The sequence below is a fragment of the Streptomyces sp. ATCC 21386 genome, assembly GCF_018728545.1.
Lineage (GTDB): Bacteria > Actinomycetota > Actinomycetes > Streptomycetales > Streptomycetaceae > Streptomyces.
Genome location: NZ_JAAVVL010000001.1, coordinates 5,152,055 through 5,175,367 on the forward strand (window position 1 = coordinate 5,152,055; position 23,313 = coordinate 5,175,367).

Consider the following 23,313-nt stretch of genomic DNA (forward strand, 5'->3'; position numbering starts at 1 on the left):
AGGCCATCGAGATGAGCACCGCCACCCCCACCGACTGGAAGACCGGCCCCGCCCCGAAGACCGCCCGGGAGTGGATCGCCCGCGCCGGTGAGGTCGCCGCCGTCCTCGCCACCGACGCCGCCGAGCGCGAACGCGCCGGGGCCACCCCGTACGACGAGGTCCGTCTGCTCAAGGACGCCGGCCTGGTCACCCTGCTCGGTCCCGCCGAGCACGGCGGCGGGGGCCAGGACTGGCCCACCGCCTATCGCGTCGTCCGCGAGGTCGCCAAGGCCGACGGGTCCGTCGGCCAGCTCCTCGGCTACCACTACCTCTGGAACTGGGCCGCCCGTCTGGTCGGCACCCGCGAACAGTGGGAGCACGTCGAGGCCGAGGCCGCCCGGAACCGCTGGTTCTTCGGCGGCGCGGTCAACCCGCGCGACCGGGACGTCGTGGTCACCGAGGACGGCGACAACCTCGTCTTCACCGGCCGCAAGTCCTTCTCCACCGGCAGCAAGGTCTCCGACGTCACCGTCCTCGAAGGCGTCCTGGAGGGCACCGACAGCCACGTCTTCGCGATCGTCCCCTCCGACAGCGACGGCCTGACCTTCCACGACGACTGGGACAACATCGGCCAGCGGCTCACCGAGAGCGGCGGGGTCACCCTCGACGGCGTCCGCACGCCGTGGTCCTCCGCCGCCGGCTACGTCGACAAGGAGTTCCGGCCGCGCACGTACAACACCCTCAACGTCCCCACCATCCAGCTCGTCTTCGTCAACTCCTACCTCGGCATCGCGGCCGGCGCGCTCGAGACGGCGGCGACCTACACCCGCACCAAGTCCCGTTCCTGGCTGCACGGCGGTCACGAGCGGGCGGTGGACGAGCCGTACGTCATCGACGTCTACGGTGATCTGACCGCGAAGCTCTGGGCGGTCGAGGCCCTCGCCGACACCGTCGCCGTCGAGGGGCAGCGGCTGCACGACGACCCCGACGCCGTCACCGAGAAGGCACGCGGCGACTTCGAGGTCCGGGTGGCCGCGGTGAAGGCCCGTGCCACCGATGTGGCCCTGGAGATCGCGACGCGCGTCTTCGAGGTGACCGGCGCCCGCTCCACCGCCACCTCCGAGGGCCTCGACCGCTTCTGGCGCGACATCCGCACCCACACCCTGCACGACCCCGTCGCCTACAAGCGCCGCGAGGTCGGCCGCTGGGTCCTCGAAGGCGAACTGCCCGAACCCACCTGGTACTCCTGACCGCTCCCCTCCGGGGTGCCCGTCCGCACGGGCACCCCGGGCCCCCAGAAAGAGGATCCATGGCCACCGTCCTGTCCGTCTCCGGCAGCCCCTCCGTCTCCTCCCGCACCGCGAAGCTCCTGCGCCACCTGGACGCCCGTCTGATCGCCCAGGGCCACGAGGTCGTGCCCCTCGACATCCGCACCGTCCCCGCCCAGGCCCTGCTCGGCGCGGACTTCAAGCACCCCGCCATCGTCGAGGCCACCGAACTCTTCGAGCGGGCCGACGGCGTCGTCATCGCCACCCCCGTCTACAAGGCCGCGTACTCCGGGGTCCTCAAGGCCCTGCTGGACCTGCTCCCGCAGTACGCCCTCACCGGCAAGACGGTGCTGCCCCTGGCCACCGGCGGCACCACCGCCCACGTCCTCGCCCTCGACTACGCGCTGCGGCCGGTCCTCAGCTCCATGGGCGCCCGGCACATCGTCCCCGGCTGGTTCACCCTCGACAAGGACATCACCGTGGGGGAGGACGGCAAGGTCACGGTGGCCCCGGCCACCGCCGAGGCCCTCGGCCAGGTCGTCGACCAGTTCCTGGGCGCGCTGGGGCCGGCACCGGTACTGGCCGCGGCGAGCTGACCCCATGACCGACATCCCCACCGACACCTTCACGGACGTCCTCGGCGGACCCCCGGCCGCGAAGGTCATCGTCGACGAGACCGAGGCGCTGGCCGTCGCCGCCGCGCTCGCCGAGGAGTTCCGGCCCGGGGCCTCGGCGCGGGACGCCGAACGGCGCCTGCCACGCGCGGAGGTGGACCGGCTCTCCGCCTCCGGGCTGCTCGCCGTCACCGTGCCCGCCGCGTACGGGGGAGCGGACGTGAGCCAGGAGACCCTCGCGGAGATCTTCCGGCTCCTCGCCTCCGCCGACGCGAGCCTCGCCCAGATCCCGCAGAGCCACTTCGCCTACGTCAATGTGCTGCGGCGTCAGGGCACCCCGCGGCAGCGGGAGTTCTTCTTCGGCGAGCTCCTGGCCGGGCGCCGCTTCGGCAACGCCCAGTCCGAGGCGGGCACCCGGCACGTCCAGGACATCCGCACCCGGCTGGAACCGCGGCTGGACGGTTCGTACCTACTCGACGGGGTCAAGCACTACGCGACGGGCGCCCTGTTCGCCGACTGGATCCCGGTGCTGGCCCGCGCCGAGGAGGACGCGCTCCACGTCGCCTTCGTGCCCCGGGACGCCCCCGGCGTCACAGTGATCGACGACTGGGACGGACTCGGCCAGCGCACGACGGCCAGCGGCACCGTCCGCCTGGAGCGGGTACGGGTGCCGGGCGACCGGGTACTCCCGCACCACCTGACCTTCGAGGGCCCCCAACTGCACGGAGCCTCCGCCCAGTTGCTGCACGCCGCCATCGACGCCGGGATCGCCGCCGGCGCCCTCGCGGAGGCGGCGGAGTTCGTGCGGACGAAGAGCAGGCCGTGGTTCGAGAGCGGCGTCGAGACGGCGGCCGCGGACCCGCTGCTCATCCAGCGCTTCGGTGAACTCGCGCTCCAGGTAAGGGCGTCCGAGGCGCTGCTGCGGGAGGCCGCGCGGGCGGTGGACAGGGCGGGTGACGCCCTGACGGACGACTCGGCGGCCGAGGCGTCCATCGCCGTGGCGGCTGCCAAGGTGCAGGCGGCCCAGGCAGCCCTGGAGGTGGCGAGCGCCCTGTTCGAGGTGTCCGGCACCCGAGCGGCGCTCGGCTCGCTGAACCTGCACCGGCATTGGCGGGACGCCCGCACCCACACCCTGCACGATCCGACCCGCTGGAAGCTGCAGCACATCGGCCGGTACACGCTGAACGGCACGCGCCCGCCCCGCCACGGCCTCCTCTAACGACCCTTCAGACAGGAGACCCCCCGTGTCCCTCACCTTCCACTGGTTCCTGCCCACCAACGGCGACAGCCGCCATGTCGTCGGCGGCGGTCACGGCACCCCCGCCACCGAGTCCGGGCGGGACCGGCCGCCGACGGTCGGCTATCTGAGCCAGATCGCCCGTGCCGCCGAGGACCTCGGCTTCGTCGGCGCGCTTACCCCCACCGGTGCCTGGTGCGAGGACGCCTGGCTGACCACCGCGATGGTCGCCCAGCACACCGAACGCCTGAAGTTCCTGGTCGCGTTCCGCCCCGGCTTCGTCTCGCCCACGCTCGCCGCCCAGATGGCCTCCACCTTCCAGCGCCAGACCGGCGGACGGCTCCTCCTCAACGTCGTCACCGGCGGCGAGAGCCATGAGCAGCGGGCCTACGGCGACTTCCTCGACAAGGACGACCGGTACCGCCGTACCGGCGAATTCCTGGAGGTCGTACGGGGGTTGTGGGAGGGCAAGACCGTCGATCTGAGCGGCGAGCACCTCCGGGTCGACGACGCGAGGCTGGCCAGGCTGCCCGACCCGGTGCCCGAGGTGTACTTCGGCGGCTCTTCGCCGATCGCCGGGGAGATCGCCGCCCGCCACGTCGACGTCTACCTCACCTGGGGCGAACCGCCGGCCGAGGTCGCGAGGAAGATCGCCTGGATCAGGGAGCCGGCGGCGAAGGAGGGCCGCACGCTCCGCTTCGGGATCCGGCTGCACGTCATCACCCGCGACACCGCCGCGCAGGCGTGGGCGGAGGCGAACCGGCTGCTCGACGGCTTCGATCCCGAGACCGTACGGTCCGTGCAGGCCGGACTCGCCCGCAGCGAGTCCGAGGGGCAGCGGCGCATGCTGGCTCTGCACGGCGGTGGCCGCGACGGCCTGGAGATCCACCCCAACCTCTGGGCGGGCATCGGCCTGGTGCGCGGCGGGGCGGGCACCGCCCTGGTCGGCAGTCACGACGAGGTCGCCGAGCGGATCAAGGAGTACCACGCCCTCGGCATCGACGAGTTCGTCCTCTCCGGCTACCCGCACCTGGAGGAGGCGTACTGGTTCGGCGAGGGCGTCCTGCCGCGCCTCGCCGCCCAGGGCCTGTGGCGCCATCCTGTCGCCGGGCCGGCCGCGCCCGTGGCACAGGTGCCGTTCGCGAGCTGACCCGCCGCGCGGACCCGGCCGGTTCAGTACGCCGCCGACAGCGAGGCGAGGTGGGCGCGGCGAACCTCGGGGGTCTGGCCCTGCACCAGGAGGAACATCGCCTCGCGAGCCAGGCGCTGGGCCCGGCTGTCCAGGTCGATGGCGCGTCCGCCGCCGGCGACGACCGCCGCCGTCGTCGCCGTGCGCATCAGGTCGAACGCCTTCGTCTTGAGGGCCAGCCGCTCCTCCATGTGCTCGTGCGGCGCCGGATGGTCGGCGAGGGCGTACGCCTGCCGCCGCACCTTGTCGAGCCGCAGCCGGAGCGCCTTGGTCGCGGGGTCGTCCTGGTCGAGCAGGCCGAGGGCCGACTCGGCGACCCCGAACACCGCCGGCGAGGCGTTCGTCGGCTTGGGGCGGTCGCTGGCGGCCCACGACTCGTACGGCGCGTGCAGGGCCAAGGCGTCGTCGGGGACCCACAGCCCGTCGAGCTGGAGCGAGACCGTACGGGCGGCGGAGAGCGCCGCGAGCCGCATGGGCGCCGAGGCCCGCAGCCCGGTCTGCGGACGGGCCTGTGTGAAGGCGAACACCACCTCGTCCGCGTCCGTGACGCCGGCCAGCAGCATCACGTCGTTGAGGCCCCAGCCGGTGTACCAGGGGACCGTGCCGTGGAACCGCCAGCCGCCACGCCGGGGCACCGCCCGGACCGGGACCTGCGGATAGCGCCGCAGATGCGCGTACGCGACGCCGGACAGCAGCTCGCCGGTGGCCAGCTTCCCCAAGAGGTTCTCCCGGGCCGGGAGTTCGCTCTTCGCGAGGGTCAGGACGGGTGTGTGGTGCTGGGCCTGCACGAACCAGGTGGAGCAGCAGGCCCCGGCCAGGATCTCGGCGGTCTCCCGCGCCACCGAGCCGGGCGCGCCCGCCCCGCCGTACGCCACCGGCGCGCTCACCCCGAGCAGCCCGGACCGCTTGATCGCCTGGACGGTGCTCGCGGGCACGCCCTCCTGGTCGACGCGCTCCGCCTGGGGCGCGAGGACCTCGGCGGCGAGTCCGCGCGCCTGGGCGACGAGAGGGTGCGGTGACGTGGTCATGGGGTGATTCTCCCCGGCTCGGAGCCCAAAGATCACATCTTCGGGACCGGAAGATCACACGTTCTCCATCCGCCCGCATGGCATGTGACCTGCGCCACGTCGGTCTGTTGACGGGTCGTCGGGCGCGAGCGGCCGGGAGTTGACTGGTCTACACCCTTGACTGGTACAGACCAACGCGCTTGAGTGTGCCTCACACCCCCACCACGGCCGCCCCCACGCCGTGGCCGGCATCGCCGGCACATGCGCGCGAGGTGCGTCACAGCCATGCCTCCGGCCCCTCGCCCGGGGGCGGCCGTGCTCCACGAAGGAGTTGGTCACGTGTCGAGGCGCCGCATATCCGCCCTGCTGACCGCGCTGCTCATCGGCGGTTCCACCCCGCTGCTGCTGCCCGCCCAGAGCGCGTCCGCGGCTCCCTGTTCGAGCTATGCGAGCTGGGTGGCCGGCCGGTCCTACGTCACCGGCGACATCGTGCGCTACACCGACGGCCGGGCGTACATCGCCGAGCACGACAACCCGGGGTACGACCCCACCATCAGCACCTGGTACTGGGAGCCGTACGCCTGCGAGAACGGCCCCACCAACCCCTCCGGGTTCGTGGTGAGCGAGACACAGTTCAACCAGATGTTCCCGAACCGGAATTCGTTCTACACGTACAGCGGTCTGCGGGCTGCCATGAGCGCCTACCCCGCCTTCGCCACCACGGGCAGCGACACCGTCAAGAAGCAGGAGGCGGCGGCGTTCCTCGCCAACGTCAACCACGAGACCGGCGGCCTCGTCCACATCGTCGAGCAGAACACCGCCAACTACCCCACCTACTGCGACTGGGGGCGGCCCTACGGCTGCCCGGCCGGACAGGCGGCGTACTACGGACGCGGCCCCATCCAACTGAGCTGGAACTTCAACTACAAGGCGGCCGGCGACGCGCTCGGCCTGAACCTGCTGGGCAACCCCTGGCTGGTCCAGAACGACGCGGCCGTCGCCTGGAAGACCGCCCTGTGGTACTGGAACACCCAGACCGGTCCCGGCACCATGACCGGCCACAACGCCATGGTCAGCGGCGCCGGTTTCGGACACACCATCCGCAGCATCAACGGCTCGCTGGAGTGCGACGGCAAGAACCCCGCGCAGGTGCAGAGCCGGGTCAGCGCGTACCAGCGGTTCGTCCAGATCCTCGGCACGTCGGCGGGCGGCAACCTGTACTGCTGAGGGGACCCGGTCGTGCGCGCCCGGCTGCGTGGGAGACTGCGGCAGTCGGGCCACGACCGGGGCGGGTGTCCAGGCAAAGCGGCATCAACGGGTTCATATAGGCTGCCGGTTCTGTCCCTGCCGTTCGTCACCATCCGGGAGCGTCACTCGTGAGCGTAACCACCGCCCACTCCGCATCGGCCGTACCACCCGCCGACGAGACACCCGCGACCGGCGCGGCGCCGACCGGGGACGAGGGTTTCTGGGTCGAGCCCGGAGCGGTCGAGACGCGGACCCCCGAGGCCGTACCCGCACCCGAGGTGCCCGCACAGTCCTCCGGGGGAACGGCGCCCGCGCGGCCGACGTCCGACGAGACTGCGCCGGCCGGCCTGGACGGCGCCGCCGAGGAGGCCGTCGACGCCACCCCGGCCGACGGTGTGGACGAGCAAATCGCCCGTGACGCGCGGGAGTTCGGGGTATACGCGCGCACCGGAGGCTGGGCCTTCGCGCTGAAGGTGGCGCGAAGTGTGCGGCCCGGCGGGGAGATGGCGGGCGAGACGCCGAAGGTGTCGGCGAAGCACTTCGCCGAGCTCGCGGGATGCTCGCCGGAGCGGGTGATGCGGTACTACAAGGCCTGGGACAAGGCGGCCGACGACGGCATGGTCCCGCACTTCGAGGCGCTGGCCCCCGGCGAGGAGGTCGACCTCCCGGACGCGGACGTGTGGCTGTCGTACTACAGCTCCCGGTCCAGCGCGACCTCCGACCGGGGCACCGCGATCACGGCGGCGGCAGAGGCCGAGGGCATCCGCCCGACCAAGGCGCTGGAGGTCGCCGAGAACCCCACCGCGCTGCGCGCCGCGATCCTCGCCGACCCCTCCACCGCCCAGGCGGCCCGCACCGCCCTGCTGGACCGCCTCAAGGAGGACCCGGCTCTCCAGACCGAGCTGGCCCGCGACATCGCCCGCACCGACGAGCTGAAGAAGGCCGTCGCCAGCGAGACCCAGGCGGCCAGCCGGATCGGTTACGTCCGGCAGATCGTGGAGAACGGGCAGGTCAAGACCCCGGCCGGGCAGGTCATCGACGCCACCGCCGAACTGCGCGCCGAGGCCGAGCGGCACCTGTCCCTCATCGACGAGCTCGACGACGACGAGGACACCGGAGAGTGGGCGACGGAGGCCTACGACACCGTCAAGGAACTCGTCGTCCAGGCCGTGGAGTCCGACCCCGAACTGCGGGTCCAGGAGCGGCGGACCAAGTTCTACAGCAGCCTCCAGAAGGCGACGAAGGTCTTCGAGGAGCTGACCCTCGACGACGCCGTCGACCTCGACGCGATCTACGAGGACGACATGCTGGAGCGCCTGGAGGAACTTCAGCAGGCGCTGAGCACGTGCATCGCCGCCCTGCGCAAGGCCTCGCCCGGCGAGTGATCGCGGGCCTACGCACTCCCGAGCCCCCGAGACCCCCCGCATCGCGGGGGGTCTCGGTCGTGCCGGGGGCCACCCGGAGCCACGGGAAGAACGCCACTTGCCGTCCGGTGCGTGTTACGTATAACCTCCCGGGAACCCAGAGCGACCCGAGAGGCCCCGATGAGACGCATAGCCCTGGTCACCCTCGTGGTCGACGACTACGACGAGGCCATCCGCTTCTACACCGAGGCACTCGGCTTCCGGCTCGTGGAGGACGAACCGCGGCCCGACGGCGCCCGCTGGGTCGTCGTCGAGCCCGGGAGCGAGGGGCAGGGCGGCGGACTGCTGCTGGCGCGCGCCAAGGACGAGGCGCAGCGCGGCCGGATCGGCGACCAGACCGGCGGACGCGTGGGGTTCTTCCTGCACACCGACGACTTCGCCCGCGACCACGCCCGGATGCGGGCCGCGGGCGTCAGGTTCCTGGAGGAGCCGCGCCACGAGCCCTACGGCTCGGTCGCCGTCTTCGAGGACCTGTACGGCAACCGCTGGGACCTCCTCCAGCCCGCCGTCGACTGATCCCGTCCCCACCTTCGACCCACCCCACCGCACCACCTGCCGAGGAACGAACGCCATGTCTGCTACGCGCATAGACACCGAAGTGATCCGCCGCCTGCCCAAGGCCGTCCTGCACGACCACCTCGACGGCGGCCTGCGGCCCGCCACCCTCGTGGAACTCGCGGCGGAGGTCGGCCACACCCTCCCGGAGACCGACCCGGAGGGCCTCGCCGCCTGGTTCTACGAGGCGGCCAACTCCGGTGACCTGGTGCGCTACATAGCCACGTTCGAGCACACCCTCGCGGTGCTGCAGACCCGCGAGGGCCTGCTGCGCGCGGCCGAGGAGTACGTCCTGGACCTGGCGGCCGACGGTGTCGTCTACGGCGAGGTCCGCTACGCCCCCGAGCTGAACACGCGGGGCGCTCTCACGATGAGCGAGGTCGTGGAGACCGTGCAGGAGGGCCTGGCCGCCGGCATGGCGAAGGCCGCGGCCGCGAGCACCCCGGTCCGGGTCGGCACCCTGCTCTGCGGGATGCGGATGTTCGACCGGGTCCGGGAGGCCGCCGACCTGGCCGTGGCCTTCCGGGACGCCGGTGTCGTCGGCTTCGACATCGCGGGCGCCGAGGACGGCTTCCCGCCCGCCGACCACCTGACCGCCTTCGAGCACCTGCGCCGCGAGAGCGTGCCCTTCACCATCCACGCCGGCGAGGCCCACGGGCTGCCCAGCATCCACCAGGCCCTCCAGGTGTGCGGCGCCCAGCGCATCGGCCACGGAGTGCGCCTGAGCGAGGACATCGTCGACGGCAAGCTCGGCCGCCTCGCCGCCTGGGTGCGCGATCGCCGGATCGCCCTGGAGATGTGCCCCACCTCCAACCTCCAGACCGGCGCGGCGACCTCCATCGCCGAGCACCCGATCACCGCGCTGCGGGACCTCGGCTTCCGCGTCACCCTCAACACCGACAACCGCCTGGTCTCGGGCACCACCATGACCCGCGAGATGTCCCTGCTCGTCGACGAGGCCGGCTGGACCCTCGACGACCTGCGCACGGTCACGGTCAACGCCCTCAAGAGCGCCTTCATCCCGTTCGACGAGCGCAACGCCCTCATCGAGAACGTGGTCCTGCCCGGCTACGCCTCGGCGTCGTCCCGCTGAAGCAGTCCTCGGACGTACGCCGCCTGGCCGACGTGCTGGAGATCGTCGGCCAGGACACTGACCAGGCGGACGCCGAGGGTGACGGGCGGGTTCCACCGCTCGTCCACGACTCGGTCCAGGTCGGCGGGCCCGAGCCCGCGCACGTACTCCACCGTACGGGCGTGCACGGCGTCGAAGTAGCCGGTCAGCAGGTCACCGGAGTCCACCCGGACCTCTGCGACCTGCGCCGGACCGTGCCCGTAGCCCGTGTCCCGGGGCGGCAGCGCGAGTCCGAGGCGTTTCTCCCAGCCCTGGGACAGCCAGACCTGGTCGAAACCGGCGGCGTCGGCCACATGGTCGTCCTGGATCCGGGTGAGATGCCAGACCAGCCAGGCGACGGAGTTGGCCTCGGGGGCGGGGCGGTCGTGGAGCTCCGCCGGGGACAATCCGTCCACGGCGGCGTGGACCTCCCCCTTGATCCGGCCGTACGCGTCGATGAGAACGTCCTTCACATCCATACGTCCACCATCGAGCATCGCGGCCGTGCCCGCACCGCCCCGCCCAGCCGCACCGGTCCCCCGGTCCGGCGCCGCACGGACCCCGTCAGCTCCCCGCGGCACCCTTCGTGCCGATGTGGAAGATCCTCAGGTCGCGGTTCATGTCGTCGACCAGCTCGGTCGTCCTGCCGTTGCCCCAGGTGCAGGTAATACCGGCCTCGGTGTGGTTGGCGGTCCGTTGTCGGTCACCTTCCAGCGCACCGGGGTGTTCTGGGCGTGCCTCACACCGTCGGCGTTGTTCCACTTCTCCCAGGCCTTGAGTTCCTGGAAGCCGGCGATGCGGGTGATCGGGTCGGTCGACCTGCCGGTGACGGTGCGCGGGCCGCCGGCCGACGCGGTGGCCGTCACGCCGAGGTGGTGGCCGTCACGCCGAGGCCGAGGGCCAGGGCGAGGCCGGCCGCCACCGGTCGGACCTCGGTCGGTTGTCGTCAGTGGAGCTTGTTGACGGCGGTGGTCGTCGTCTTCTTGAAGGCCTTCACCGGGGCGTCCTTGAAGCCGCCCATCTGCCCCCAGTCCACGACGGTGACGGTCCGGCCGTCCCGGCCGACCGACAGGAGACTGATGTCCATGGCTCCCCAGGACGTGACCGTGGCCACGCCGTGGACGCGGGCTCCCTCCTCGACGGCCAGCGTCCCGAGGTCGCGGTACTCGGCCTCGACGTCCGGGTCGGAGGACTTGCTCACACAGTTCTTGAAGTCCTTGTTCAGCCGCGCGGCGAGGGCCTTGGCCTTACTGTCACTGCCGGTGACGACGACCACCTGCCGGGCGCTGGTCTCCAGGTCCGTCCGGTAGGAGCGGTGGTTGATGTCATACGCCAGGAACGCGTCTCCCAGGCAGTACTGCAGCTCCTCGGGGAGGCCGTCCTCGATCTTGCCGGCCGTCCAGGAGGACGAGGGGTGCGGCGGGAGCTCGGAGGCCGACAGGTACTTCGGAGCGCCGCTCGCCTTCGCGGCGGCGGCCGGAGCGGCGCCGACGGCGAGTGCGGAGCCCGCGGTGACAGCCGCCAGGGCGAGTGCGGTGAGCGTGCGGGTCAGGGTGTGCTCGGGCATGGATGTCCCCCGTGAACGAGTACTGAGTGCGTACATGGAATGAGTGAGCCGCTTCGCCGACGACGCCGGATGGTCCGTCCGGCCCTGGTCGGTGCGACACCAAGAGCATCGGCCGTCACGGGGCGTGAGCGCAACGGGCTGCGTCCGATCCCCGGCCATGGAACCATCCCAGCCCCTCTGACGTGCATGTATGGGGAGACCCTGGGATGCCGTCCCGGGGCGGGGAGGATGTGGAGAACAGTGTCGGCAGCACCGGACGAAGTGCGGGAGTTCGCGGAAGCGCTCACGCGTCTCAAGGAACGCACGGACCGCAGTTACGGGCAGCTGGCCCGGCGCCTGGGCATGAACACCTCGACGCTGCACCGCTACTGCGCGGGTGACACCGTCCCGCTCGACTTCGCACCCGTCGAACGCTTCGCCGCGCTCTGCGGCGCGACCGGCGCGGAGCGGCTCGAACTGCACCGGCTGTGGCAGCCGGCGGTGGCGGCGCGGCAGCGGGCGCGGACGGGTGGGGGAGGGGCGGCCGCCGCGCCGACAACGGAGCCGGCCGAGCCGGCACAGCCCGCCGAGCCCGCCGAGCCGCCCGTGGAATCGGCGAGATCCGCGGAATCCGCGGAATCCGCTGTGGCCGCCGGTCCGGTCGAGCCCACGGAGCCGACGGAGCCGACAGAGCCCGTCGGGTCCACCGATCCGGTCGGTGCGGTCGGTGGAGTCGGGGCAGTCGGTGCGGTCGGTCCGGTCGAGTCGGCCGACGCGCTCGCGTCGGTGCCTCCGTCCCGGCAGCCCTGGCACCGCCGTCGGCGCACCCTCGTCAGCTCGGCCGTCGCCGCGGTGCTCGTCGCGACGCTGGGCAGCCTCACCGTGATCCCGTCCGGGCGTTCATCGGGTGACGGCACCGCGCCGGGCGGCGAGCCGACCTCCTCCCGTACGACCTCGGCGGCCCAGCGCCCGTCCGCCGCGCCCACGAGCCCGTCCCCCACGCCGTCGGACAGCGGCGGCACCGAGAGCCCGTCCGGTACCCCCTCGCCGTCGCCCACGCCCACCGAGGCCCGTCCCACCGAGGGCGACGACACTCCCGAGCGGCAGCCGCCGGCCACCGGGGTGCCCCTCACCTGGACGGTGAAGTCCCAGCTCTGGGGCCTCGACTGCGGTCATGACTACGTTGTCGCCAAGCCGCCGAAGGAGGTGCCCCCGCCGCCGGCGCCCCAGGACGCGGCGGTCTGGGCCGCGACGCAGCGGGGGGTGCACGGCCGGAACACGATCGTCGAGTTCACGGTTCAGGGACGGAAGTCCACGGACGTCCTCCTGACCGCTCTGCGGGTCCGCGTCGTCGAGCGCGCGGCTCCGGTCAAGGGCTACTCCTACATCATGGGTGGAGGCTGCGGGGGACAGGTCACGCCCCGGTACTTCGACGTGGACCTGGACCAGGGCCGGCCGGTCGCCCGCTCGGTGGACGGCGCGGACCTGGACGTACGGATCCCGGCCGTGAAGTTTCCGTACCGTGTGTCGGCCGAGGACCCGGAGGTTCTGAAGGTCTCCGCCAAGACCGTGACCTGTGACTGCAGTTGGTACCTGGAGCTGGACTGGTCCTCCGAGGGCCGTACCGGCACGGCCCGCATCGACGACGGCGGCCGCCCGTTCCGCACGACCGGGATCGAGGGACTGCCGCGCTACGACTACGACACCCTGAACCGCCGGTGGACCCCCGTCACCGACTGACCTCGGGACATCCCGCCGGCGGGTCGAGGAGTTCCATCAGGGCGCGGGCCGCCGGGCTCATGGCCTGCGGCGGCGGCAGCAGCGCGACCGTCTCGTACACGGTCTCGCCCGTGCCCTTGACGGCGAGCGCGACGAGCGAGTCGCGCTTGTGCCGGAAATGGCGCGGGACGACGGCGACACAGAGGTTCTCCTCGACGAGCTCCAGCAGGCTGTGCACGTCGTTGACCTCCAGGGCGACCGTGCGGCGGACCCCGGCGGCGGCGAACACCGCGTCGGTGGTCCGGCGCGGACCCCAGTCCGGGTGGAAGTCGACGAAGACCTCGCCACCGAGCTCCTCCGGCGTCACCGGGGCGCCGGCGGTGGCGAGGGGATGGCTCGGGTGGCACAGGACGGTCATCGGCTCGCCGGACAGGGGGACGCCCCGCAGCTGGTCGGTGTCCTTCTGCGCCGCCCGCACGGCGAACGCCAGATCGAGGCGGCCGCTCGCGACCTCCTCGGCCAGCGCGCCCGAGCCCGCCTGGCGCAGGCAGATCTCCACATCCGGATGGCGGCGCCGGAACGAGGCCAGCAGCCCCGCCACGTTCAGGCCGGCGACACACTGCTCGGACCCCACCGCCAGCATGCCCCGCAGCACGCCCTGCACGGCGGCCACCGCCTCCCGCGCCGACCGCACCTGCGCGAGGATCCGCTCCGCCTCGCCCAGCAGCGCCCGCCCGGCGGGGGTGAGCATCACTCGGCGCGTCGTCCGCACGAACAGCGGCGTCTGCAGCTCGCGCTCCAGGGCCCGGACGGAGGCCGACAGACCCGACTGGGAGACCAGCAGCCGTTCGGCGGCCCGGGTGAAGTGCTCCTCCTCGGCGACCGCGACGAAGTGCTGGAGATGACGGAGTTCCATGACTGAGAAGCGTAGGCGCTGAATCCCATCGGATTCTTCTGTTGGACCAATGCCCCCAGGTCGCGAAAGAGTGGACACCGGTTCTCAGGGACTCCGTCCCCCCGTGCCGACCTCTGGAGTCGCGTTGTACACCGCACACCCCGACCGCTACGCGGACATGCCCTACCGGCGCACCGGACGCAGCGGCCTGAAACTGCCCGCACTCTCGCTCGGCCTGTGGCACAACTTCGGCCCCGACCGCTCCGTCGAGACGCAGCGCGCGATCCTGCGCCGCGCCTTCGACCTCGGTGTCACCCACTTCGACCTGGCCAACAACTACGGCCCGCCGCCCGGCTCCGCCGAGTCCGCCCTCGGCGAGGCCCTCAGGACCGACTTCGCCCCGTACCGCGACGAGCTGGTCATCTCCACCAAGGCCGGCTATCTGATGTGGCCCGGCCCGTACGGCGAGTGGGGCTCGCGCAAGTACGTGCTCTCCTCGCTCGACCAGAGCCTGAAGCGCATGGGCCTGGACTACGTCGACATCTTCTACTCGCACCGCCCCGACCCGGAGACTCCGCTGGAGGAGACGATGGGCGCGCTGCACTCGGCGGTCCAGCAGGGCAAGGCGCTGTACGTGGGTGTCTCCAACTACTCGGCCGAGCAGACCCGTGAGGCCGCCCGGATCCTGGGCGAGCTGGGCACCCCGCTCCTCATCCACCAGCCGCGCTACTCCATGCTGGACCGGCGCCCCGAGAGCGAGGGCCTGCTCGACGCCCTCGACGAGCTGCAGGTCGGCTCCATCGTCTTCTCCCCGCTGGAGCAGGGCCTGCTGACCTCCCGCTACCTCGACGGCATCCCGGAGGGCTCCCGCGCGGCGAGCGACAGCCCGTTCCTGAACTCGGAGGCCGTCACCGAGGACCTGGTGGGCAGGCTGCGCGCGCTGGACGAGCTCGCCAAGTCCCGTGGCCAGACCCTCGCGCAGCTCGCCCTGGCCTGGACGCTGCGCGGAGGCCGGGTCACCTCGGCGCTCGTCGGCGCGAGCAGCGCCCGCCAGATCGAGGACAGCGTCGGCGCCATCGCCAACCTCGACTTCGACGCGGAGGAGCTGGCCCGCATCGACGCCATCATCGAGGGCAAGGGCTAGCCACTCGTCCGGCCTCGGGTCACCTGCGGCCCGGTGGGGCTTCTCGCGCAGTTCCTGGCGCCCCTGAAGATTCAGGCCCCTGCGGGCCTGAAAGCACGGGGCGCAGACCCGGCTTTTGGGGGGCGCGGGGAACTGCGCGAGAAGCCCCACCGGACCCGCACCCGACAACGCACCCCGACCCGACCATGTCCGTTGAACACTCCGCCGAAGCCATACGTATGGAACCCGAGACGATCACGCCCGGAACCACCTCCGCCCTCCCCCGGCTCACAGGAACCCCGGGTCGGAGGCCCCTTCGCAGCGTTTCGGCCAATCGCGCCCTCGCATATGCCAGGAGACTGGCTGAATTGGCATGGTGACAGAGGGTCAGGAGTGGCGATACTCGACTGACAGGGCGATTGAGTCGTGAACGAACGCGCACTGCCGCGCGCTCTTCACGTCACTGTGTGTGACGTTCTCGTCGCCGGATACGCACGACCAGCAAGTCTGCGAGGCGAGAGCAAGCCCGTGCGGCGCGTGGGGCCGGGCGGGTCCGGCGGTGCGATCGGGGGAGCGAAGCGTGCACGACGAATTCCTGTGCCATGTCACCGCGTACGGCTGGTGCGGCGGTCAGCGCGTCGGCGTGCCCCTCGGTACCTACCGCGCCCCCACCCTGGCGCTCGCCCTGTGGTGGATGCGCGACCGTGCGTTATGGATCGCCGAACGCCTCGACCCGCGTCCCGAGAACCCGAACTTCCCTCCCTACGCGGTCGTCCCGGTCGCCGACACCGTACCCGACGTACCCAGCCAGCTGCGCGCCTGGTCCGCCGACGACGTGCAACAGGATCTCGTCGCCGAGGAGTTGGCCGCCGGGAACCTGGTCCGGATCGCCACCAACGACGACACCACGGAGTACGAACTGCTCGCGGAGTCCGTCGACGCCGTCCGCATGCAGCGCATCGCCCAGCGCATCGCCGCACCCGCCGCCTGACGCAGGGCTCGATCCGGCGCCGGGTCCGGGCCCCACCGCGCCGGGCGCGCATATGGGGACCCATCGGTAGAATTTTCGGCATGGCAGAGCGGTCGATCGCCTCGACTGCGCCCGCACTCGTGCTGGAGACCGAGTCGGGCTCGACCGTGCTGGCCCCGTCCCACGACTACCACGTGGGGCGCGACCCGCTCAGCGACGTCGTCCTCGACGACGACCGGGTCTCGTGGCACCACGCGGTGCTGCGGGCCGACGCCGACCACTGGACCATCGAGGACGAGAACAGCACCAACGGCACGTACGCCGACGGCCACCGGATCCACGAGTGGGACGTCGGCCCCGGCACGGTCATCCACTTCGGCAGCCTGCCCGACGGCCCCCGCGCGGTGCTCACCGGTCTCGCCCCCGAACGCCCCTCCGGCATCCTCCGCCCCGCGTCCACCGGCACCTTCCGACAGCCCACCAGCGTCCATCCGCTGCCCGAGCGGACCGTCCGCATCGGCCGCGCCGCCGACAACGACCTGGTCATCGACGACCTCGTCGTCTCCCGCCGGCACGCCGAGCTACGGGCGCGGCCGGAGGGCGCGTACGAGATCGTCGACCTCGGCAGCCACAACGGCACCTACCTCAACGGCACCCCCGTCGACCGGGCGCCGGTCACTCCGGGTGACATCGTCGGCATCGGTCACTCCGCGTTCTGCCTGGTCGGCGACACGCTCCAGGAGTACGTCGACACCGGTGAGGTCTCCCTCGACGTCCAGGAGCTCACGGTCGCCGTCGACCGCGGCCGGAAGACGCTGCTCGACGGGGTGTCGTTTCCGGTCGGCGAGAAATGCCTCCTCGCCGTCGTCGGCCCGAGCGGGGCGGGCAAGTCCACCCTCCTGAACGCCCTCACCGGCCAGCGCCCCGCCGACACCGGCACCGTCCTCTACGACGGCCGCGACCTCTACCGCGACTACGCGGAGCTGCGCCAGCGCATCGGACTGGTCCCGCAGGACGACATCCTGCACGCCCAGCTGACCGTCCGCAGAGCCCTCTCCTACGCCGCCGAACTCCGCTTCCCCCAGGACACCGCGAAGACCGAGCGGCAGGAGCGGGTCGACGAGGTGATCCGCGAACTCGGCCTGGAACAGCGCGCCGGCCAGCCGATCCACAGCCTCTCCGGCGGCCAGCGCAAACGGGTCAGCGTGGCCCTGGAGCTCCTGACCAAACCCTCCCTGCTCTTCCTGGACGAACCGACCTCCGGGCTCGACCCCGGCATGGACCGCTCGGTGATGCACATGCTGCGCGGCCTCGCCGACGACGGCCGTACCGTCATCGTCGTCACCCACAGCGTCCTCAGCCTCGACGTCTGCGACCGCCTCCTCGTCCTCGCGCCCGGCGGCAAGGTCGCCTACTACGGCCCGCCGGAGGACACCCTCGCCTTCTTCGGCTTCCAGCAGTGGCCGGAGGCGTTCGAGGCCTTCGAACGGGACCGGGAGCGGGACTGGGCGGGGGAGTACCACGACTCGGCCTTCAGGAGCCGGTACGTCACCGCCGCCATGGACCGGCCCTACCGGGCCGACCCGGAACCGGTCGCCGTGGCGCCGCCGCCCAAGCCGCAGAGCTGGGGCGCCCAACTGGGCACACTGGTCCGCCGGTACACGGCCGCGCTCAGCGCCGACCGCACCTTCCTCGTCATCATGATCGCGCTGCCGTTCGTGATGGGGGCGATGGCCAGGGCCCTCGCGGGCGGCACCCTGGACCGTGAGACCGCCATGAACGCCCTGCTCATCCTCTGCGTGGGCGGCGTCCTGACGGGCGCCGCGAACGCCGTGCGCGAACTGGTCAAGGAGCGGGTCATCTACCGGCGCGAGAGAGCCGTGGGCCTGTCCAGATCCGCCTACCTGATGTCCAAGGTCGTCGTCCTCGGCACGGTCACCGTCCTCCAGGCGGTCGTCCTCACCCTGGTCGCGCTGCTCGGCGTCGACCTCAACGCCCCCGGCGGCGAAGGGGTGTTGCTGCCACCCCTGGTCGAGATCACGATCGCCGTGGCACTGCTCGCGTTCACCGCGATGATGCTCGGCCTGGTCGTCTCCGCGCTGGTCCGCAAGGAGGAGGTCACCATGCCGCTGCTGGTGCTCCTCGCGATCGTCCAGGTCGTGTTCTGCGGCGCCCTGCTGGACGTGCGGGGCACGATCGTCCTCGAACAGCTGGCGTGGCTGGTGCCGTCGCGGTGGGCGTTCGCCGCGATGGCCGGCACGATCGGCCTGGAACGGATCGTGCCCGACACCTCGGACCCGCTGTTCGCGCACTCCGCGGGCGTCTGGCTGCTCGACCTCGGGATGCTCGTCGTCCTCTCGCTGCTCTGCGGCTGGGCCGTCGCCCGGCTGCTGCGCCGCCGTGAGCCCGCGGTGATGCGGAAGTAGCCGCCATGACGACCCCCGGCTTCCTGCCCACCCATGTCGTCCCGCCGGACGGCCTGCCCGCCTGGGAGACCCCGGACCCGGCCCACCCGACCGTGGCCCTGGACGCCCTGCTGCCGGTCCGGCTGGTGGAGCGGCGCGGTGACTGGGGCCGGGTCCTGTGCGCCAACGGCTGGTCCGCCTGGGTCGACGGCCGCCTCCTCGTCGCCGTACCGCAGGACCCTCCCGTCGCCGGCGCCGCTCCCGCCCGCACGGCCGACCCGCGCCCGCTGCTGGCCCGCGCCGAGGAGGCCCTGACGCGCTACCGCACCGAGGCGGAGGCGCTGGCCGCCGGGCACCGCGACGGGGAGTCCTTCCGCGAGCGCACGAAGGGGCTGCGGATCGGGGTCGTCGTCGACGGCGAGTCGCTGTGGCTGTTCGACGCGGCGCACGAACGGTGGGTGTACTGCGACGGGACACGGTTGAGCACCTTCGCCGCGGTGGAGGAACCGCGCGAGACCCCGGCCGCCCCCCGGTTCACACCGGCAGCCGCCCAGGCCCCGACACCGACACCGACACCGACACGGGCTCCGTCCCCGGCCCCGGCCCCGGAACCGACGAGGGTCGTGGGGGAACCGGTGCGCGAACCGACGGACCGGCGAGCGTCCGACCCCTCACCCGGCGGGCCTCGGCCCGCCGCCACCAGGCCGGCCGACCGGGGGCCGAGCGACGGCGAGCCCACGCGCGTGGTCCCGCCGGTGACCCGCGATGAGTGAGACGCAGCCGTACGCCGGGCATCCCTCCGAGCTGGTCGGGCGGCGGATCGCCGGATACCGCGTCGAACGCGAGATCGGCCGGGGCGGGATGGCCGTCGTCTACCAGGCGCGGGACCTCCGGCTGGAGCGGACGGTCGCGCTGAAGCTGCTCGCCCCGGAACTGGCCCGCAACGACACTTTCCGGCGCCGCTTCACCCACGAGTCACGGGTGGCCGCCGCGATCGACCACCCCCACATCGTGCCGGTCTTCGAGGCGGGCGAGACGGACGGCGTCCTCTACATCGCGATGCGGTACGTCGCAGGCAGCGATCTGCGGCACCTGCTGGACCGGGAGGGGCCGCTGCCGATCACGACCGCGACCCGCATCGCCGCCCAGGTCGCCTCCGCGCTCGACGCGGCGCACGACCACGGACTGGTCCACCGGGACGTCAAGCCCGGCAACATCCTGGTCGCGCGGGGCACCGACAGCGACCACCCCGAGCACGTCTACCTCACCGACTTCGGTCTGACGAAGAAGTCGCTGTCCCTGACGGGCTTCACCACCGTCGGCCAGTTCGTGGGGACCCTCGACTACGTGGCGCCGGAGCAGATCTCGGGCAAGCCGGTCGACGGCCGCTGCGACGTCTACAGCCTCGCCTGTGTCGTCCACGAGACGCTCGCCGGCCGGCCGCCCTTCCAACGGGACGACGACATGGCCCTGTTGTGGGCCCACCAGTACGATCAGCCGCCGCCGCTGACCGGCGTGCGCCCCGATCTGCCGCCCGCGGTGGACGACGTGCTGGCGACCGCGCTGGCCAAGTCCCCGGACGACCGGTACGACTCCTGCCTCTCCTTCGTGGCGGCGCTCCGCGCCGCCGACACCGCACGCGGCTTCCCGCCGGGGCACGCGCCGACCCGGGCGGTCGCGCCGAGCACGTCCGGTCCGCACGACGCCCCGCCCGAGCCGCCCCGGTGGGCCGCACCCGTGTTCACCCGGTCCGACCGGCACCCCGGCTGACGTCGAGCCGCTCGATGTGGGCCACGTTCTCCCGGTCGTCGGCGTCCGAGCCGGCCTCGGCGGCGAACCAGGCGTCCAGGATCTCCTTGAGCAGGGGCTCGGAGGTCAGCCGCAGCCCGATCGCCAGCACATTGGCGTCGTTCCACCGGCGGGCGCCGTCGGCCGTGTAGGCGTCCGTGCACAGGGCCGCCCGTACACCGGGCACCTTGTTCGCGGCGATCGACGCGCCCGTGCCGGTCCAGCAGCACACGACGGCCTGGTCGGACGCGCCGGAGGCGACCTCGCGCGCCGCCGCCTCGGAGCACACGGCCCAGCGCGGGTCGTCACCGGCGCGCAGCGCGCCGTGCGTCACGACGTCGTGGCCCCGGCCGCGCAACTCCGCGACGAGGAGGCGCGCGACAGGTTCGTCCATGTCGGAGGAGACCGAGATCCGCATGCCTCCGAGGCTACCCGGCCCCTTGCCCCCGGCCGGCCCCTGGAAGCGCGACCTCCGACCCGCTGCCGCCCGGACCGTCCCGAGTGCTGAGAGCCTCACGCCCCCAGGGCATACGCGTGCTGCACGGCGCTCGCGGGAGCTCTCCTGGGGCACCGTGGGCGCCCGCGTCCGGCAGGCCGTACCCGTGGCCGGCTGACCGATCATTCCGCTCGCAGGGCCCGACCGACCTCATGCCACCGCGGCGGTCGGCCGGGCCCTCGGTTGAGCGGGACGCGCCGCGGCGGGATGCTGGAGGCAGCGCCCCCGGTGGGCGCGCAGCGCCGTGCTGGAAACCGGCAGGAACGACGTCGGGATACGCCCATGGACAACGAGCCCGACACGACCACAGGAGCAGAGGGAACCACCGCACCCGACGACTTCGCGGTCGTCGTCGACGCCCGCGGGGTCATCCTGGTGTGGAGCGCCGGGGCCGGGCGGCTGCTCGGGTACGAGCCCGAGGACGTGGTGGGCCGACCGGCCGCCCATCTGCGTTCTGCGAGGCTGCCCACCGCGCTGCGGCGCCATCTGGCCGCCGGTGAGCCCTGGGTGAGTGACCTGGCCCTGCGGAGGCGGGACGGCGACCGGGTCACCGTGCGGCTTCGGGGCACACCCCTGCTGGACGCGCGCGGCCGGATCCACTGGGTGGTCAATCCGGCGGCGGTGACCTACTCCGCCGGGCCGGCGGACCCGGGATCCGCCCAGCTGTGGGACCTCACGCTCGCACAGCTTCCCCTGCCCGTGGCCATCTACGACAGCGAGGCCCGGTTCGTCACCTGCAACCAGGTCATGAGCCAGGCCATGGGGCTGAACCCGGAGGAGATGGGCGGGAAGACGCTGTGGGAGATCTATCCCATGCCGCCCCTGGACGAGATCGACCGGCTCCAGCACCAGGTCGTACGCACCGGCGAGATGATCTTCCGCGAGGAGCAGCCCTTCCGCGCCTCCGGTGAGGTCCGCGACCACGCGTGGTCGCTGTTCCTGTCCCCGGTGAAGGACAGGGCGGGCGCCGTGCTCGGACTGTCGGCCCTGGTCATCGACATCACCGAGCAGTACTGGGCCCGTCGGCGCCTGGCCGTGCTGAACGACGCCAGCGTGCGCATCGGCAGCACCCTCGACGTGACCCGGACCGCCGAGGAACTGGCCGAGGTGGCGGTGACGGGGTTCGCCGACTTCGCCACCGTCGATCTGCTGGAGTCCGTCGTCCAGGGCCATGAGCCGCAGCCCGTGCCCCCGGACGCGTCGGTCGTCTGCCGCCGCACCGCACAGCGGTCGGTGCTGCGTGGGTGCCCGGAATCGGTGGTGGCGACCGGCGACACCGACATCCACCCGCCGGGCTCTCCCCCGGCCCAGGCACTGATCACCGGCCGGGGCAGCCACCACAGCGCGGGCGACCCGCTGCTGCGTGCGTGGACGGCGGCCGTGCCGGGCCGCGCGGAGAACATACGGCGATTCAAGATCCACTCGGTGTTGATGGTGCCGCTCCGGGCCCGGGGTGTCACCCTGGGCGTGATGCAGCTGATGCGCCATCGCACCGAGGACGCCTTCGGTCAGGACGATCTGGTGCTCGCCGAGGAGATCGCCGCGAGAGCGGCCGTGAGCATCGACAACGCCCGCCGCTTCACCCGTGAGCGACGGACTGCGCTCGCCCTCCAGCGGAGTCTGTTGCCGGAGCGGCTGCCCGATGTGGAGGCCGTGGACCTCGCCTACCGCTATCTGCCGGCCGGCCCGGGGGACGAGATCGGCGGGGACTGGTTCGACGTGATCTCCTTGTCCGGGGGACGGGTGGCGCTGGTGGTGGGCGACGTGGTGGGCCACGGTGTGCACGCCTCGGCCACGATGGGACGGCTGCGCTCCGCGGTACGGACCCTCGCCGACGCCGACTTCACACCCGACGAACTGCTCACCCGGTTGGACGACCTGGTCATCCGCCTCGACCGGGAAGAGGGCCCGGACGCGCGGAGCGCGGCGGAGGGCGCCTCGGGCGAGGTGGGGGCCACCTGCCTCTACGCCGTCTACGACCCCGTCGCCGGTGTGTGCGACCTGGCGCGGGCCGGGCATCCGCCCCCCGTTCTGCTGCGCCCCGACGGCACGGCGGAGATCCTGGACCTGCCCCCCGGGCCACCGCTCGGCCTGGGCGGACTGCCCTTCGAGGCGGCCCGCGTCGACATGAGCGAGGGCAGCATGCTCGCCCTCTACACCGACGGCCTCGTCGAGGCTCCTGGTCGCGATGTCGACGTCGGACTCGACCTGCTCACCGAGGCGCTGCGCTGCCCGGCCAGCGACCTGGAGGGAACCTGCGACGAGGTACTGCGCAAGGTGCAGCCCGACCCCCCGGCCGACGACATCGTCCTGCTCCTGGCCCGGACCGCCACGCTCGGCGCCGACCGGGTACGCACCTGGGAGCTGCCCATGGACCCCGCGGCCGTCGCGGGGGCACGCCGGGAGACCGGAGAGCAACTCGACGCCTGGGGACTGGCCGAGCTCGACTTCTCCACCGAACTGATCGTCAGCGAGCTGGTCACCAACGCGATGCGCTACGGCAACGCCCCCATCCGGCTGCGACTCATCCGCGCCGACGCCCTCGTCTGCGAGGTCTCCGACGGCGGCAGCGCCGCCCCGCACCTGCGACGTGCCCGCGTCTTCGACGAGGGTGGACGCGGACTGCTGCTCGTCGCCCAGATCGCCGAGCGGTGGGGCAGCCGCCAGACCTCCGTCGGCAAGACGATCTGGGCCGAGCAGCCCCTGCCGGGCACCGAGACCCCCATCTGACGGACGGCC

At 72.5% G+C, this 23,313-nt stretch carries 21 protein-coding genes; 15 read left to right on the forward strand and 6 right to left on the reverse strand.

Annotated features, from left to right (window positions below; translation table 11 throughout):
• Positions 1-11 precede the first annotated feature (11 nt).
• Genes GWK25_RS21955 through GWK25_RS21970 form a run of 4 tightly spaced genes read left to right on the forward strand, consistent with a single transcriptional unit; the run spans position 12 to position 4,248 of the window.
• Positions 12-1,229, forward strand: coding sequence for an acyl-CoA dehydrogenase family protein (locus GWK25_RS21955; protein WP_215452240.1), 1,218 nt, complete (start codon positions 12-14; stop codon positions 1,227-1,229).
• A 59-nt stretch (positions 1,230-1,288) separates the two neighbouring features.
• On the forward strand, positions 1,289-1,843 hold the full coding sequence (gene ssuE, locus GWK25_RS21960) for an NADPH-dependent FMN reductase (RefSeq protein ID WP_215452241.1): 555 nt from the start codon (positions 1,289-1,291) through the stop codon (positions 1,841-1,843).
• Between the two features lie 4 nt (positions 1,844-1,847).
• Positions 1,848-3,080, forward strand: a complete 1,233-nt coding sequence (locus tag GWK25_RS21965) for an SfnB family sulfur acquisition oxidoreductase (protein WP_215452242.1) — start codon at positions 1,848-1,850, stop codon at positions 3,078-3,080.
• 25 nt (positions 3,081-3,105) lie between these two features.
• Positions 3,106-4,248 carry an LLM class flavin-dependent oxidoreductase gene (locus tag GWK25_RS21970; protein WP_215452243.1) on the forward strand — a complete coding sequence of 381 codons (1,143 nt, stop codon included), beginning with the start codon at positions 3,106-3,108 and terminating at the stop codon, positions 4,246-4,248.
• Between the two features lie 23 nt (positions 4,249-4,271).
• On the opposite strand, the gene GWK25_RS21975 is transcribed toward GWK25_RS21970, so the two are convergent.
• Complete coding sequence (locus GWK25_RS21975; RefSeq protein WP_215452247.1) at positions 4,272-5,315, reverse strand: acyl-CoA dehydrogenase family protein; 1,044 nt, start codon at positions 5,313-5,315, stop codon at positions 4,272-4,274.
• A 318-nt stretch (positions 5,316-5,633) separates the two neighbouring features.
• On the opposite strand from GWK25_RS21975, the gene GWK25_RS21980 reads away from it, so the two are divergent.
• The 4 genes from GWK25_RS21980 (at position 5,634) to GWK25_RS21995 (ending at position 9,614) form a co-directional block, all read left to right on the forward strand.
• Positions 5,634-6,521: a glycoside hydrolase family 19 protein gene (locus GWK25_RS21980; protein ID WP_215452249.1), complete on the forward strand. Its 888-nt coding sequence runs from the start codon at positions 5,634-5,636 to the stop codon at positions 6,519-6,521.
• A gap of 149 nt (positions 6,522-6,670) precedes the next feature.
• Positions 6,671-7,927: a hypothetical protein gene (locus tag GWK25_RS21985; RefSeq protein WP_215452251.1), complete on the forward strand. Its 1,257-nt coding sequence runs from the start codon at positions 6,671-6,673 to the stop codon at positions 7,925-7,927.
• Positions 7,928-8,086: 159 nt separating this feature from the next.
• Entirely contained in the window at positions 8,087-8,482 is a 396-nt protein-coding gene (locus GWK25_RS21990) for a VOC family protein (protein WP_215452253.1), read from the forward strand.
• A 55-nt stretch (positions 8,483-8,537) separates the two neighbouring features.
• Positions 8,538-9,614: an adenosine deaminase gene (locus tag GWK25_RS21995; RefSeq protein WP_215452255.1), complete on the forward strand. Its 1,077-nt coding sequence runs from the start codon at positions 8,538-8,540 to the stop codon at positions 9,612-9,614.
• On the opposite strand, the gene GWK25_RS22000 is transcribed toward GWK25_RS21995, so the two are convergent.
• The 3 genes from GWK25_RS22000 to GWK25_RS22010 form a co-directional block, all read right to left on the reverse strand.
• Complete coding sequence (locus tag GWK25_RS22000) at positions 9,590-10,111, reverse strand: DinB family protein (RefSeq protein ID WP_215452257.1); 522 nt, start codon at positions 10,109-10,111, stop codon at positions 9,590-9,592. The two genes, GWK25_RS21995 and GWK25_RS22000, sit on opposite strands and share 25 nt — an antisense overlap.
• 138 nt (positions 10,112-10,249) lie before the next feature.
• Entirely contained in the window at positions 10,250-10,498 is a 249-nt protein-coding gene (locus GWK25_RS22005; RefSeq protein WP_308404282.1) for a hypothetical protein, read from the reverse strand.
• A gap of 80 nt (positions 10,499-10,578) precedes the next feature.
• Complete coding sequence (locus GWK25_RS22010; RefSeq protein WP_215452259.1) at positions 10,579-11,199, reverse strand: hypothetical protein; 621 nt, start codon at positions 11,197-11,199, stop codon at positions 10,579-10,581.
• 240 nt (positions 11,200-11,439) lie between these two features.
• Between GWK25_RS22010 and GWK25_RS22015 the strand changes: the two genes are divergently transcribed.
• Positions 11,440-12,918 (forward strand): helix-turn-helix transcriptional regulator, encoded by a 1,479-nt coding sequence (locus GWK25_RS22015; protein WP_308404283.1) that lies wholly within the window; start codon positions 11,440-11,442, stop codon positions 12,916-12,918.
• On the opposite strand, the gene GWK25_RS22020 is transcribed toward GWK25_RS22015, so the two are convergent.
• The gene (locus GWK25_RS22020) at positions 12,908-13,813 is read right to left on the reverse strand and encodes a LysR substrate-binding domain-containing protein (RefSeq protein ID WP_215452261.1); all 906 of its coding nucleotides are present in this window, start codon (positions 13,811-13,813) and stop codon (positions 12,908-12,910) included. The genes GWK25_RS22015 and GWK25_RS22020 overlap by 11 nt on opposite strands.
• Positions 13,814-13,937: 124 nt before the next feature.
• Here GWK25_RS22020 and mgrA point away from each other — a divergent pair, with 124 nt between their 5' ends.
• The 5 genes from mgrA to GWK25_RS22045 all read left to right on the forward strand — a co-directional run bounded on the left by mgrA (position 13,938) and on the right by GWK25_RS22045 (position 20,060).
• Positions 13,938-14,936 carry an L-glyceraldehyde 3-phosphate reductase gene (gene mgrA, locus GWK25_RS22025; protein ID WP_215457500.1) on the forward strand — a complete coding sequence of 333 codons (999 nt, stop codon included), beginning with the start codon at positions 13,938-13,940 and terminating at the stop codon, positions 14,934-14,936.
• A gap of 559 nt (positions 14,937-15,495) precedes the next feature.
• Entirely contained in the window at positions 15,496-15,906 is a 411-nt protein-coding gene (locus GWK25_RS22030) for a hypothetical protein (RefSeq protein WP_215452263.1), read from the forward strand.
• Between the two features lie 80 nt (positions 15,907-15,986).
• Positions 15,987-18,311 carry an FHA domain-containing protein gene (locus GWK25_RS22035; RefSeq protein WP_215452265.1) on the forward strand — a complete coding sequence of 775 codons (2,325 nt, stop codon included), beginning with the start codon at positions 15,987-15,989 and terminating at the stop codon, positions 18,309-18,311.
• 5 nt (positions 18,312-18,316) lie between these two features.
• Positions 18,317-19,063 (forward strand): hypothetical protein, encoded by a 747-nt coding sequence (locus GWK25_RS22040; RefSeq protein WP_215452268.1) that lies wholly within the window; start codon positions 18,317-18,319, stop codon positions 19,061-19,063.
• Positions 19,056-20,060, forward strand: coding sequence for a serine/threonine-protein kinase (locus GWK25_RS22045; protein WP_215452270.1), 1,005 nt, complete (start codon positions 19,056-19,058; stop codon positions 20,058-20,060). Before GWK25_RS22040 ends, GWK25_RS22045 begins: the two co-directional genes overlap by 8 nt.
• On the opposite strand, the gene GWK25_RS22050 is transcribed toward GWK25_RS22045, so the two are convergent.
• Positions 20,032-20,496 carry an RpiB/LacA/LacB family sugar-phosphate isomerase gene (locus GWK25_RS22050; RefSeq protein WP_215452272.1) on the reverse strand — a complete coding sequence of 155 codons (465 nt, stop codon included), beginning with the start codon at positions 20,494-20,496 and terminating at the stop codon, positions 20,032-20,034. The genes GWK25_RS22045 and GWK25_RS22050 overlap by 29 nt on opposite strands.
• Before the next feature lie 360 nt (positions 20,497-20,856).
• On the opposite strand from GWK25_RS22050, the gene GWK25_RS22055 reads away from it, so the two are divergent.
• Positions 20,857-23,304 carry a SpoIIE family protein phosphatase gene (locus GWK25_RS22055; RefSeq protein ID WP_215452274.1) on the forward strand — a complete coding sequence of 816 codons (2,448 nt, stop codon included), beginning with the start codon at positions 20,857-20,859 and terminating at the stop codon, positions 23,302-23,304.
• The last annotated feature ends 9 nt before the right edge of the window (positions 23,305-23,313 follow it).